The sequence below is a fragment of the Streptococcus infantis genome, assembly GCF_047464715.1.
Lineage (GTDB): Bacteria > Bacillota > Bacilli > Lactobacillales > Streptococcaceae > Streptococcus > Streptococcus infantis_S.
In genome coordinates, this window is sequence record NZ_JASHBJ010000001.1 from 664,124 (window position 1) to 678,235 (window position 14,112).

At 38.3% G+C, this 14,112-nt stretch carries 14 protein-coding genes; 1 reads left to right on the plus strand and 13 read right to left on the minus strand.

Annotation, left to right across the window (positions count from 1 at the left end; genetic code table 11):
• Position 1 precedes the first annotated feature (1 nt).
• From vicK to mutY, 3 genes are all read right to left on the minus strand, one after another.
• Positions 2–1,351, minus strand: coding sequence for a cell wall metabolism sensor histidine kinase VicK (vicK, locus tag QM419_RS03385; protein ID WP_414277891.1), 1,350 nt, complete (start codon positions 1,349–1,351; stop codon positions 2–4).
• Positions 1,344–2,048: a response regulator YycF gene (gene yycF / locus QM419_RS03390; protein WP_006151970.1), complete on the minus strand. Its 705-nt coding sequence runs from the start codon at positions 2,046–2,048 to the stop codon at positions 1,344–1,346. The genes vicK and yycF overlap by 8 nt, the downstream gene beginning before the upstream one ends.
• A gap of 67 nt (positions 2,049–2,115) precedes the next feature.
• Positions 2,116–3,273, minus strand: coding sequence for an A/G-specific adenine glycosylase (mutY, locus tag QM419_RS03395; protein WP_414277892.1), 1,158 nt, complete (start codon positions 3,271–3,273; stop codon positions 2,116–2,118).
• A gap of 169 nt (positions 3,274–3,442) precedes the next feature.
• On the opposite strand from mutY, the gene QM419_RS03400 reads away from it, so the two are divergent.
• Entirely contained in the window at positions 3,443–5,722 is a 2,280-nt protein-coding gene (locus QM419_RS03400) for a Xaa-Pro dipeptidyl-peptidase (RefSeq protein WP_414277893.1), read from the plus strand.
• 49 nt (positions 5,723–5,771) lie between these two features.
• Here the strand turns inward: QM419_RS03400 and QM419_RS03405 are convergent, their stop codons facing one another.
• From QM419_RS03405 to QM419_RS03450, 10 genes are all read right to left on the minus strand, one after another.
• Positions 5,772–5,933 carry a hypothetical protein gene (locus QM419_RS03405; protein WP_006148428.1) on the minus strand — a complete coding sequence of 54 codons (162 nt, stop codon included), beginning with the start codon at positions 5,931–5,933 and terminating at the stop codon, positions 5,772–5,774.
• Positions 5,934–5,942: 9 nt separating this feature from the next.
• Positions 5,943–7,253, minus strand: a complete 1,311-nt coding sequence (gene obgE, locus QM419_RS03410; RefSeq protein WP_414274739.1) for a GTPase ObgE — start codon at positions 7,251–7,253, stop codon at positions 5,943–5,945.
• 77 nt (positions 7,254–7,330) lie between these two features.
• The gene (locus QM419_RS03415) at positions 7,331–7,465 is read right to left on the minus strand and encodes a DUF4044 domain-containing protein (RefSeq protein WP_045615867.1); all 135 of its coding nucleotides are present in this window, start codon (positions 7,463–7,465) and stop codon (positions 7,331–7,333) included.
• Positions 7,466–7,494: 29 nt separating this feature from the next.
• Positions 7,495–7,686, minus strand: coding sequence for a PspC domain-containing protein (locus QM419_RS03420; RefSeq protein ID WP_052689745.1), 192 nt, complete (start codon positions 7,684–7,686; stop codon positions 7,495–7,497).
• Positions 7,687–7,712: 26 nt separating this feature from the next.
• The gene (locus tag QM419_RS03425; protein ID WP_414253556.1) at positions 7,713–9,029 is read right to left on the minus strand and encodes a glycosyltransferase family 4 protein; all 1,317 of its coding nucleotides are present in this window, start codon (positions 9,027–9,029) and stop codon (positions 7,713–7,715) included.
• 8 nt (positions 9,030–9,037) lie between these two features.
• Entirely contained in the window at positions 9,038–10,081 is a 1,044-nt protein-coding gene (locus QM419_RS03430) for a glycosyltransferase family 4 protein (protein ID WP_414277894.1), read from the minus strand.
• A gap of 108 nt (positions 10,082–10,189) precedes the next feature.
• On the minus strand, positions 10,190–10,519 hold the full coding sequence (locus QM419_RS03435) for a metal-sulfur cluster assembly factor (RefSeq protein ID WP_006145447.1): 330 nt from the start codon (positions 10,517–10,519) through the stop codon (positions 10,190–10,192).
• Between the two features lie 17 nt (positions 10,520–10,536).
• Positions 10,537–11,646 carry an RNA polymerase sigma factor RpoD gene (gene rpoD / locus QM419_RS03440; protein WP_004252673.1) on the minus strand — a complete coding sequence of 370 codons (1,110 nt, stop codon included), beginning with the start codon at positions 11,644–11,646 and terminating at the stop codon, positions 10,537–10,539.
• Positions 11,647–11,648: 2 nt separating this feature from the next.
• On the minus strand, positions 11,649–13,409 hold the full coding sequence (gene dnaG, locus QM419_RS03445; protein ID WP_414277895.1) for a DNA primase: 1,761 nt from the start codon (positions 13,407–13,409) through the stop codon (positions 11,649–11,651).
• A 169-nt stretch (positions 13,410–13,578) separates the two neighbouring features.
• The gene (locus QM419_RS03450; protein WP_414277896.1) at positions 13,579–14,010 is read right to left on the minus strand and encodes a hypothetical protein; all 432 of its coding nucleotides are present in this window, start codon (positions 14,008–14,010) and stop codon (positions 13,579–13,581) included.
• Positions 14,011–14,112 lie beyond the last annotated feature (102 nt).

Below are 14,112 nucleotides of genomic sequence, written 5' to 3' on the forward strand. Positions count from 1 at the left end.
TCTAGTCTTCTACTTCATCCTCCCATACTTCTTCTTTTACAGCATCATTATCATAAGGAAGAACAATGGTAAAGGTAGAACCCTTGCCGTATTCACTCTTAGCCCAGATAAATCCATTGTGTTGCTTGATGATTTCTTTTGCTATAGCTAGACCTAAACCAGTCCCACCTTGGGCACGACTTCTAGCCTTATCAACCCTGTAGAAACGGTCAAAAATCTTCGGTAAATCTTCTTTAGGAATTCCAAGTCCTTGATCAGAAATGGATAAAATCATCTGGTCATCAGTGGTTTTCATGCTAACCGTAATTTTCCCACCATCAGGGGAATACTTGATGGCATTGTTAAGAATATTATCGATTACCTGAGTCATCTTGTCTGTATCAATTTCAATCCAGACCGATGTAATGGGATAATCACGAACCAACTCGTATTTCTTTTCTTGATCCTGGGCTCGTATCTTATCGAAACGGTTTAGGATAAACGTAATGAAAGCTGTAAAGTTAATCAATTCAACATCTAAATGGCTAGTTGCATTATCAATACGCGAAAGATGCAAGAGGTCCGTCACCATTCGCATCATACGGTTGGTCTCATCTAAAGATACTTTGATAAAATCAGGAGCAACAGGTTCATATAATGCACCCTCATCCAAGGCCTCTAGGTAAGATTTTACACTGGTCAATGGAGTTCGCAATTCATGACTAACGTTGGAAACGAAAAGCCTTCTCTCGCGTTCTTCCTTCTCTTGTTCAGTCGTATCATGTAGAACTGCTACCAAACCAGAGATAAAGCCGGATTCTCTACGAATCAAGGCAAAACGCACACGCAAACTAATATACTCCCCATTTACATTTTGGGAATAAATCATCATTTCAGGACTTTGCGTAATTAAGTCTCTAAGCTCGTACTCATCTTCAATCTTAAGCAACTCAAGAATGTTCTGATTTAATGCTTCATCACTTACGACCCCAAGTTGCCTCTTAGCCATATCGTTAATCATCGTGATTTGACCACGACGATTTGTTGCAAGAACCCCATCTGTCATATATGACAAAATACTATGCAATCTTTTACTTTCCTGCTCAAGGTTTTCTTGAGTTAGACGAATTACTTCAGACAAATCATTTAAGTTATTCGTAATGTTAGTGATTTCAGTATTCCCCTGCATATCTAATACCTGAGAATAATCACCAGCAATTAAATCTTTAATCTTTTGATTTAACTGTTTGAGTCGGATATTATCTCTACGGCCTTCAAGCAAGAGAAAGCTAACAAGCATGATAAAACCAATTAAAATGAGTACAAAGACGAAATCTCTGGTTAAAATTGTTTGTCTAATTACTTCAATCATTATTTCTCATATAATAACCCACACCACGACGAGTTAAGATATATTCAGGTCTACTTGGTGTGTCTTCAATCTTCTCACGTAGACGTCTAATGGTAACATCGACAGTACGAACATCACCAAAATAATCATAACCCCAAACAGTCTCAAGGAGATGTTCACGGGTAATAACTTGACCTAGATGAGAAGCTAAGTGATGCAACAACTCAAACTCTCTATGAGTTAAGTCCAATTCTTCCCCATATTTTTTGGCTACATAAGCATCTGGAAGAATCTCTAAATCCCCAATTTGAAGACTTTGCAATTTAGTATCTTCCTCTTGGTTATCCACTGCTACTAACTCCGTACGACGAAGAAGAGCCTTAACACGCGCTTGTAGCTCACGGTTAGAAAATGGCTTAGTCACATAATCATCCGCGCCAAGTTCAAGACCAATAACCTTATCAAACTCACTGTCTTTTGCTGAAAGCATGATAATCGGAACACTGCTTGTCTTGCGAATCGTTTTAGCCACTTCCAGACCATCAATTTCTGGTAACATCAAGTCCAAAATAATAATATCAGGTTTTTCAGCTTCGAACAGTTCAATCGCTTCACGTCCATTAAAGGCTGTAACAACTTCATAACCTTCCTTGGTCATATTAAACTTAATAATATCTGAGATTGGTTTCTCATCATCAACAATCAATATTTTTTTCATATAGTCACCTTTTTCCTTATATCAATTATACCAAAAAAATGCAAAGAAGACACGAAAGACAAGTGTGTCAGCATCTTTTTGAATACTCTTGCCAAATTTTTTGTTGAGGTTTTGCAAGTGGATAGAGGTCAAACTCATCTGGAGTTAACCAAACAACTTCTTTGTCACTATACTCTTTACTATCAACTACTTGTCCCGCTAGGATTCGTACATGCCACTTTCGATGGCTAAAGATATGCTTCACTTCTTTGAAATCACTATCCTGCCAGTCAACTTCTAAATCATAATCCTGCTCAAAACTTTCTTGAGGTGATGGACCAAGTTGCATGGATGGTTCAGCAACTTGATTAAAGAGATTTAGTTCTTCATCTTTTGAAAATTCATCTACCTCAATCAAGGGGAAATGCCAAAATCCAGCAAGTAACTTTTCACTTTCATTTTTTTCTAGTAAAAACTGTCCCTTAGCATTTTGAACAACTAAAGCATTAAGATAGACGGGAACTGGCTTTTTCTTTGGCGCTTTAATGGGATAGCGATCCATTGTTCCATTTTGATAGGCAGCACTAAAATCTTTAACTGGACTATCTTCTGGCCTCGGATTAACGGGTGCCTCAATATCTGAACCCAAATCCATCAAGGCTTGATTGAAATCACCTGGACGTTCTGGATCAATCAAAATTTCCATCATAGCTTGAAATATCTTGCGATTACTTGGATTACCAATGTCGTGATCAACTTCAAATAACCGAGCCAAAACACGCATGACATTCCCATCAACTGCAGGCTGTGCTATATTAAATGCAATACTTGAAATAGCTCCAGCTGTATAGGGACCTATCCCTTTCAAGCTTGAAATACCTTCGTAAGTTGATGGAAAATCTCCATTAAAATCATTCATAATCTGTTGAGAGGCTGCTTGCATATTACGAACACGGGAATAATATCCAAGACCTTCCCATGCCTTTAATAAGCGTTCTTCAGATGCATTAGCTAAACTCTCTACAGTTGGAAAGCTTTCTAAAAAACGTTCATAATAGGGAATAACTGTATCAACTCTGGTCTGCTGTAACATGATTTCAGATACCCAGATATGGTATGGATTTTTACTTCTTCTCCAAGGTAGGTCCCGCTTATTTTCATCATACCAAGCTAATAATTTTTTGCGAAAAGAGAAAATCCTATGCTCTTCCCACATGGACACGCCATATTTCTCCAAATCTAACATATATCTAGTATAGCATATCCTTATAGGATACTCAAAAAATGAAAATTGTCCTTGTTTTAGTATCGACTCTCTTATCATGCCTGACTATCAGACATACTCTACTATTTCTGTTATTTTCTATCTTTTTTTGATATAATGAATTTTAAATGAATCTTTAAAGGAGATATCAATGCGTTTTAATCAATTTAGTTATTATCCCGTTACAAATCAACTAGCTTTACAAGAATTATCTGAGCTTGGATTCAAGCTTGATCTTTCAACTTCACATAAAGAACAGTTTGAAGCCTTTGTTAGAACTTGTTTCTTCAATTACAAAAATACCGACTATCCACTTTCCGCTTTAGCAGTTGATAAAGAAACTGATTTACTTACTTTCTTCAATTCAGACCGTGAATTGACACCAGAAATTTTCTATACTGTAGCCTTCCAGTTGCTTGGATTCAGTTACTTACTAGACTTTGAAGATGGTCTTGTTTTTCACAAAGAAACGGCATTCCCAATTGTATACGGAGATCTGATTGACAACCTCTACCAACTTCTTAATACGCGCACTAAAAAGGGAAATATCTTGATTGATCAGCTAGTTAGTGATGGTTTTATTCCTGAGGACAATGACTATCATTACTTCAATGGTAAAAGTTTGGCAACTTTCTCAACTGCCAATGTCATTCGTGAGGTTGTTTATGTAGAGACTCGTGTTGATTCTGATAGAGATGGACTTCCTGATCTCATTAAGGTGAGCATAATCCGACCAACATACAACGGAATGATTCCAGCTGTTATGACTGCAAGCCCATACCATCAAGGAACCAATGATAAAGCAAGCGATAAAGCTCTTTACAAAATGGAAGCTGAACTAGAAGTCAAGGAACCACACGAAATTACGTTAGAAAATCCAACCCTGGACTTGGTTGAACCAGTTGGGGAAGCTGAACTTGTTTCAGAAGCCGAAGAAAAGCTCACTCATATCAATAGCAGCTACACACTTAATGACTACTTCCTTCCAAGAGGTTTTGCTAATATCTACGTATCAGGTCTTGGTACCAAGGATTCTCAAGGTCAAATGACCAACGGCGATTACCGACAAGTTGAAGCCTATAAAAATGTCATTGATTGGCTAAATGGTCGTTGTCGTGCATTCACAGACCATAGTCGTGAATGCCAAGTCAAAGCTGACTGGTCAAATGGCAAAGTAGCAACTACTGGTCTTTCTTACCTAGGAACAATGTCAAACGGCCTTGCTACTACAAGAGTTGATGGTTTAGAAGTCATTATTGCTGAAGCCGGTATCTCTTCATGGTACAACTATTACCGTGAAAATGGTCTTGTGACAAGCCCAGGCGGCTATCCTGGTGAGGACTTTGATTCATTAGATGAATTAACTTATTCTCGTAATCTCTTAGCTGGTGACTATATTCGTGGAAACGAGGCTCATAAAGATTCTATAGAAGAACTCAAGAAAAATCTAGACCGTAAAACTGGTGATTATAACCAATTTTGGCATGACAGAAACTACCTACTCAATGCTGAAAAAATTAAGGCTGAAGTTGTCTTTACCCACGGTTCACAAGACTGGAATGTAAAACCACTTCATGTCTATCAAATGTTCAATGCTCTTCCAAGCAATATTAAGAAACATCTCTTTTATCATAACGGTGCCCATGTTTATATGAACAACTGGCAGTCAATTGATTTCCGTGAATCCATGAATGCCCTTTTGACACAGAAATTATTGGGTCAAAACACTGACTACCAACTACCAAGAGTCGTTTGGCAAGACAATACTGCTCCTCAAACATGGCATAAACTTGATGACTTTGGAAATCAAAGTGAACATAAAACTTTCTCTTTAGGTACTGAAGAAGCTGTCATTCAAAACCACTACCAAGATTCTGACTTCGAACGTTTTGGAAAAACCTACCAAACCTTTAATAATGAACTCTATCAAGGAAAAGTCAATCAGGTTACCATAGACCTGCAAGTGACAGAAGACCTTCATCTTAATGGGCGTGTTAAACTGAACCTTCGTCTCAAGTCAAGTACAAACAAAGGCTTACTTTCTGCTCAACTTCTCGAACTTGGTCAAAAGAAATACCTACAACCATATCCAGGAGTTTTGACTGCTCGTACTATTGATAATGGTCGTTACCATATGCTGGAAAACCTTTGTGAACTACCATATAGTCCAAATGCCCAGCGTGTTATTACCAAAGGCTACCTCAATCTCCAAAATCGTCATGATTTATTGAAAATTGAAGAAGTTAAGCCAGATGAATGGATGGAATTCCAATTTGAACTCCAACCAACGATTTACAAACTAAAAAAAGACGATACAATCCGACTAGTTCTTTATACTACTGACTTTGAGATTACTATCCGTGACAATACAGACTATCAATTAACTGTGGACCTTTCACAATCTAGTCTAGAAATTCCTTATCAAAAATAGTCAGTAAACCAGAAAACCCGTGATACAAATATCACGGGTTCTTTTATTCTTATTTTTTTTCTTCGGCTTGTTTTTTCATTCTCGCAAGTCTCAATGAACGATTGGGATTGAGGCGATTAAAAAGTTCTTCTAATTTCTTTTCATTCCAGACGTCTGCTGCAGAAACAAAATTTCCATCAGCATCTCGGAAAGATATTGGTTTATCACCCATAGCTATCTCCTAGTCTACAAATTCAAACTCAAATTTTCCAATACGGACAAGGTCGCCGTCCTTAGCACCACGAGCACGAAGAGCTTCATCAACACCCATACCACGCAACTGACGAGCAAACTTCATGACAGACTCATCACGGTCAAAGTTAGTCATATTAAAGAGTTTCATGAGTTTTTCACCTGAAAGAACCCATGTTGCATCATCGTCACGACCAATCTCAAATGGTTTTTCTTCTTCATCGAAGCCATAGTAAGCCTCTTCTTCCATTTCTGATTCGTCATAAAGAAGGAATTCTGGCGTTTTATCAAGAAGCTCAGCCGTTGCGTCTAATAGCGGTGCAAGTCCTTGCTTAGTCAAACCTGAAATTGGGAAGATTGGTGGTAATTCTTCAAATTCATCATAATTAGCAGCCAATTTTTTCTTGAATTCTTCAAGGTTTTCTTGACTCTCAGGCATATCCATTTTATTGGCAACAATAATCTGTGGACGCTCCATCAGACGAAGATTGTAAGATTCAAGTTCCTTATTGATTGCTAGATAGTCCTCGTAAGGATCACGTCCTTCGCTAGCTGACATATCAATGATATGTAGGATAACACGAGTACGCTCGATATGGCGCAAGAACTGAGTTCCTAGTCCAACACCTTGGCTAGCACCTTCAATCAATCCAGGAAGGTCTGCAACGGCAAAGGATTCACCGGACTGGGTACGAACCATACCAAGATTTGGAACAATTGTCGTAAAGTGGTAGGCACCAATTTTTGGCTTAGCAGAGGTAATCACGCTAAGGAGTGTTGATTTACCGACAGATGGGAAGCCAACTAAGCCAACATCCGCAAGAATTTTAAGTTCTAACTGTAATTCACGTTCCTGACCTGGTTCTCCATTTTCTGAGATTTCTGGTGCAGGATTTTTTGGTGTTGCAAAACGGATATTTCCACGTCCACCACGTCCACCATGAGCTACAATAAACTCTTGACCATTCTCAATCAAATCGGTGATGACTTTTCCAGTCTCGGCATCACGCACAGTTGTCCCTTGAGGTACACGGACAATTAAGTCTTCTGCCCCTCTACCGTGCATCCCTTTGGTCATTCCCTTCTCGCCAGATTGGGCTTTGAAATGACGATTGTAACGGAAGTCCATAAGGGTACGTAAACCTTCGTCTACAACGAAAACAACGTTACCACCACGTCCTCCATCACCGCCCCATGGTCCACCATTAGGGACGTATTTTTCACGACGAAAGGCAACCATGCCATCGCCACCATTACCAGCCTTTACTTTAATCTTGGCTGTATCTAAAAACATACTCATATTCTCTTCTCACTTCAAAAAGGGCTGGGAAATCCCAGTCACCCAACTTATTGCCAAACAATAAAATGATTAACTTTTTAGAATCTGCTAAATACACCAATAGCAGTAGCAAAGATACCTGCCAATGTTACAAATAACATTACTAATACAACAAACATTGTAAGTTTTTCAAAGAATGTTTTTTTACGTTTACCATTATCACCGAATGCCATTTTTTCTCCTTTACTATAATACTCTGTTCTTAATATTCATCTGATACAGGAGCGATTGCCCACAAGATTAAATAAGCAATAAGTCCAGCACCATAACAGAAAGCCAAAACTCCCCAAATAACACGTACGATTGTAGGGTCGATATCAAAATAATTAGCTAAACCAGCGCATACACCACCGATTTTTTGATCTCTACCACTTCTCATAAATTTCTTTTTCATATTTTTATTTCCTTTCTTTGATTCGATTAATCATTTATATATTTTCTTAAATTTCTTAATTGTTTTCTAGATGCCTTAAGCATACGCTTCGAACCTTTAACTGGCATAGTAACAGCCTGTTGCGGGATATAGAAGACTGTCTTTAAAATACGTTTTGTAACAGGTTCGTCAGCCCCTATTTCTTTGGCAAAATTATTTGAAATAATAACGTCTAGATAAAATTCATGGACTCTTCTACCAAAATTCTCAGCAGAAATTTCATATAACTTTTCAGCCAAGTGTTTTTCATCCATCAGTGGAGTAGCAAGTAAAGCCTCAAGAATCGCTCCTGCCAAGTCCCTTTCCTCATAATAAAGGGTTCCGAACATTTTATCATTGATGAGATTATCCAAATAAGGATTACCATGGGCAATAACAGGTGTCTTACTAGCTAAACTTTCCAGATAAGTCAATCCCTGAGTTTCACTTGTAGAAGCCGATATGAAGAAATCAGCTGTCTTATAATAGAGTGCCGTCTCATTTGGCGGTATCATACCTGTAAAGATAACAGAATCTTGAATTTTTAAATCTTCTGCTTGCTCCTTAAGGGTGTCTAAATAAGGTCCATCTCCAGCTACAACCAGTTTAACATTTGGTTCTTCTTTTAGGACATCTGGTAAAGCTTTAAGAACTGCTTGAATATTCTTCTCGTACGAAACACGAGAAAGACTTAGAAGCATCTTTTCACTTTTCTTGATACCAAGTTTATCTCGGAGGTCACTGATTTGCTCAGGACCAATCTCAGGCCGTTCAAACTTGGCAAGTTCAATCCCTGTAGGAATGACACGCTTTTCAACCTTTACCTTATAATCAGATAACAAATCACGCACAATTTCACTCGGACAAATGACTCCATCAACGTCATGAAGAAATCCTCTCACAAGATACTTGACCATACCTGGACGAATCAACATACCCTTAGCAATATAGTGGACATAATCCTCATATTGGGTATGATATGTATGAATGACTGGGATTTTCAGTTCTCGAGCAATCCAAATTCCCAATAAACCAAGAGAAAACTCAGTTTGGGTATGAATAATATCGAGTTTGTATTGTTTCGCAATCTCAAGAGCTTTCGTAAATCCACGGTAAGCGAAACGACGGTCTTTAAAAGCAAAGAAAGGAACACTAGGAATACGGATAATTTGCCAGTCTTCATAGCGATTAACATCCTTATCAGTTGTCGTAAAGATAAAGACTGCATGCCCTTGCTTTTCAAGCTCAGTTTTTAAGGTTCGAATACTGGTCGCAACACCCGAGACCTGTGGGAAATAAGTATCTGTAAATAATCCAATTCGCATATACTACCTCATTTTTTTCCTAAAGCTGCTTGCTCCCGATAGAATTTTAGCCAGATTTCTAAAAGATGCTCTTCTGAGTATTCTTTTGAAATAGCCTTAGCCCTCTCTTTTAATTCTTTTAGTGCTTCTGGATACGCTCTGTATTCCAAAATGGCTTCTTTCATCTCTTCCACATCGGTGGTTGGTCTGTAATTTCCTTCTAGAATCACCTTATAAAGATCTAAGTCCCGAAGCATAATGGGAGCTTCACAACTCGCAGCTTCTAGAATAGTCATCGGAAAGAGCTCATTATAGCTAGGAAGTAAGAACAAATCTGCCAAAGCATACAGCTCTCTCATCCGTTCTGGCTCAACAATTCCAGGGAAAATCAGATTCTCTGGAGGATTATCCATGATTTTTTTATAGCGTTCATAACCATCTGTAATCCCACCAAAAGAGAAGCCTCCAGCCCAAATAAAGGTGATATCCGGTAGTTCCTCAGCAAGTGTAATGAAATCATCAATCCCTTTACGCTTTTGAACCTGCCCAGCCCCTACTACTACAAATTGATTTTCGTTCAATCCCATGTCACTTCGAAGTTTCCTTACTTCTTCTTCAGGAAGTGAATGCCATTTTTCTTTGTTAACAAAGTTAGGGATGTAGGTCACCTTTTCACGAGGAATACCAGCTGCAACCAAATCTTCGATAAAAGTAGGATTAACCACAACTAAATGTTCCATACGGTCATAAAAGGAAAATACGTAGCGCTTCACAATTCCTTTTAGAAAGAATGGAATCTTCAAACTGCCCTCCAACGTATCAGGTAAGAAGTGGACATAACCAATTCTACGACCAGAACGCTTCTTTTGGAATGTTGACAAATAATAAGGAAGGTCGATTGTATGAAAATGAGTAACATCAGCTTCTACAGGAAGATTCTCCGTTACTATTAGTTGGTCTTTCGCATCACGTTTCAAAAGTTGCACAAGTTCACGGTAAGCTCCAGATACACCTTGTCCTGCTACCTTTTCACTCGAACTTAGCATATTGATGCGTAATTTCTCTTTTTCCATACTATCTATTATATCATTTTATTGAAAGAAAATCAGCAAATTAAAAGAGAGATAGCATAAAAGCTAGGGAATTTCCTAACACTTATACTATTTCTCTTTTTTATCATTCTATTTAATACCTAAAGCGATACGTGCATAGCGACTCATTTTTTCAACCGTCCAAGCTGGATACCAAACTAATTTTACTTCAACGTTAGTAACCTCTGGCACATCTGTCATAGCATCATAGATTTGATCAGTCAAGAGGTCGGCCAAAGGACAACCCATAGTCGTCAAGGTCATATCAATCTCAGTATCACCGGTATCACCATCAAATCGAATCTCATAAATTAAACCTAAGTTGACGATATCAATTCCTAATTCTGGGTCGATAACCTCTTCTAGAGCCGTCAAAATACGAGTTTTTATGTTTTCAATTTGCTCTTCTGTGTAAGCCATATTCAGTCTCCTCTATCTTAATCCTCGATAAAGTCACGAAGCGGTTTGCTTCTACTTGGTTGACGAAGTTTTCTCAAAGCTTTTGCCTCAATCTGACGAATACGTTCACGAGTGACATTAAAGACTTTACCCACATCTTCTAGAGTACGCATTTTACCATCATCAAGACCGAAACGTAGACGAAGAACATTTTCTTCTCTATCAGTCAAGGTATCTAGAACTTCATCCAACTGCTCACGCAAGACGATACGAGTTGTGTAGTCAACTGGATTTTCAATCACTTCATCTTCGATAAAGTCACCAAGGTGGCTGTCATCTTCTTCACCAATTGGTGTTTCAAGAGAAACTGGTTCTTGAGCAATTTTAAGGATTTCACGAACCTTATCAGGTGTCATATCCATACGTTCTGCAATTTGCTCAGGAGTAGGATCTTGTCCTAACTCTTGAAGAAGATTACGTTGTTCACGAACAAGCTTGTTAATTGTTTCCACCATGTGAACTGGGATACGGATGGTACGAGCTTGGTCAGCAATGGCACGGGTAATAGCCTGACGGATCCACCAAGTTGCATAAGTTGAGAATTTGAACCCTTTAGAGTAGTCAAATTTATCAACGGCTTTCATAAGCCCCATGTTACCTTCTTGGATTAAGTCAAGGAATTGCATTCCACGTCCAACATAGCGTTTCGCGATAGACACAACCAAACGAAGGTTAGCTTCTGCTAGACGTTGCTTAGCTTCAACATCACCTGCTTCAACAGCAAGAGCCAACTCTTTTTCTTCTTCGTTTGTAAGAAGAGGTACAACCCCAATTTCTTTCAAATACATGCGAACAGGATCGTTAACCTTGGCAGATGTAGAACCAATTAAATCCTCATCGCTAAGTTCGGGTTCTTCCTCAGTACTTAGAACACGTTCACTTGGGTTTCCTTCGTTATCCGTGATTGCAATACCAGCATCTTGAATACGTTGCAACAGGTTTTCAATCCCTTCAACATCAAGAGCGAAAGGAATTACAAGAACATTGTTGATTTCGTCATCTGTCGCAGTACCAGTTTTCTTATGGTTACGAATAAACTCAGCGACTTGGACATCAAAAGTTGTTACTTCTTTTTGTTTTTTTGCCATTCTTACTCCATTCTTCTTTTTTGGGCAATTAAGCGTTCAAGCTCTTCTAAAGCAGTATCAGTATCACCTACATGACTAGCTTCCTGAACCTTCTTTTTGATTTGCAAGTTTTGTTGATTCAAAAGAGCACGATTACGAGACTCTTCCACTTCTTTTAGTTCTTCTGGAGACATTTCAGAAGGTAGATCCAAGGCTAACACTTGATACCAAGCATTTTCCACTTCTCTAGTCTGATTTGCTAAATCTTCAGAAGATATCGAACCATTATCAATCAAGAGTCCATACAAGGTCTGAAACTCTGGAGTTTCAAATACAAAATCATCTCTCAAACGATAATCATTCAACACAAGGGGGTGCTCCATCATACGATAAAGAATATGTGCTTCAGCTCTCATGACTGCCGTCAATTGTTTAGAAACCGACATAGTAACTGGTGTCGGATTAACAACCTGCTTCACTTTTTCTTGTCTTTGTCTGACACGACTTTCGTTGATGATGTGCTCAACTTGTTGATAATCAAAAGATGGTAAATGATCCGTCAACAAATGAATATAGGTGTTCTGGGCTGTGATAGAAGGTTCTTTGACGATAAGAGGTGCAATTTTCTCAATGAACTCAATCTGTGCTTGGAGATTTTCACTATTACTAGGTTTGTAATGATGGATATAAAACTCAATCGGACTGATTCGAGTATTGGATAAAAGATAAGCCAAATCCTCTGGAGAATTCTTTTGTAAATACTCATCAGGATCCATTGCATCAGGAATCTGGACTACTTGTACAGGTAGATCTTTAAGCTCGTCCAAAGCTTTAGCAGTTGCAGCTTGTCCTGCCTTATCACCGTCATAAGTGATAATCACTTTTTTTGTAAAGCGTTTGAGATGTTCGACGTGTTCAGCAGTCAAGGCCGTTCCCATGGAAGCTACTGCATTTTCAATACCAGCACGGTAGGCTGCAATAACATCCATAAAGCCTTCCATCAGATAAATTTCAGGAGCTTTACCTGAGCCTTTTTTTACCCTATCCAAATGATATAATTCGTAACTCTTGTTAAAAATCGCCGTTGCTCGACTATTTTTATACTTGGCAGTTTGAGAATCTGTCTCTTGCCAAATCCGTCCAGAGAAAGCAATTACCTTTCCTTGGTCGTTTGTGAGTGGAAATATAATCCGGTTATGGAAAGTATCAAAAAATTGGTTACTCTCAGATAGATAAAATAGACCTGAATCCAGCAAGTCCTTCTCACTATAATCGTCTGCTAAACGCTGATAAAGATAAGAGCGTTCTGCTGGAGCTAGACCAATCATAAAATGTTTAATGACATCATCAGTCAAGCCACGATTATAGAGATACTTTCTCGCCTCCTCACCCATTTTAGTCGTCATGAGGATTGCATGATAAAAGCGTGCAGCCTTGTCATGCATATCGTAGAGATTTTGATGGGGGGACGTATGTTGAGCAGTATTGTGTACAGGAGCTTCAAGGTGCATTCCGAGTCGTTCGCCCAACATCCTTACCGCATCCGCAAAAGTTACTTGTTGATACTCCTCTATAAACTTAAAGACGTCTCCAGAACGACCACAACCAAAACAGTGGTAAAATTGCTTATCTTCGACCACGTTAAAGGAAGGGGTCTTTTCACCATGAAAAGGACAGAGCCCCAAAAAGTTCCGTCCAGATTTTTGTAAAGAAATCACTTCTCCTATGATTTCGACAATATTGGTATTGTTTTTGATTTCTTCGATGACTCTCTTGTCAACCATAGACAATACCTCCATTTTATCACAGTTTACTTTATATAGTATAGCTTATTTCTGAAAAAAAGTAAACCATTTCATACCTTTTACATGCTTCTATTTCATAAGTTTCCACCTATCATGAAAAACTGTATCTTCTAAGCAAATTTTCTACTCTTTGCAAAGAAATTAAAGACTATTTCACTTGATTTTCGAGATTATTTTTCAATATCCTGCTAATATACTGACCATCTTTTCTACTGATACAAGCTGTTGCATAAGTCAATGGTGCTTTGTATACCTCTCCTCTATAGGATGGATCAGTCAATACAGGCATAGAATAATAGGCGTTCTTTTTATTTTTAAGGTCAATAAACCATTTTCCTCCTAGGTGTTTGCGAAAGGTTTCACCGATATAAACGGTCAAATAATCCAACATCTTGCGGTCTGCTATCAAAGCATGGTGGTCTTCGTAGTGAGCTAAGATCCAAGCCTCCAAATCATCCAAAGACTGCATGCTATAGTCTAAATTTAGCCCTTCTTTCTCCGCAAACTCCCTTGTGAAATAATCCATCTTAAATCCAATCTGAAAAATCCATTCCTGAAAATCTTCTTGTGTGTAAGTCATCTTTTTATCTCCTACTCCTATAAAAGTTTAAGATTCTTATACTGATTATACTCTAAAGTAAAACTGATGAAAAGGAAAAAAAGTAATATTTAAAATTCACCA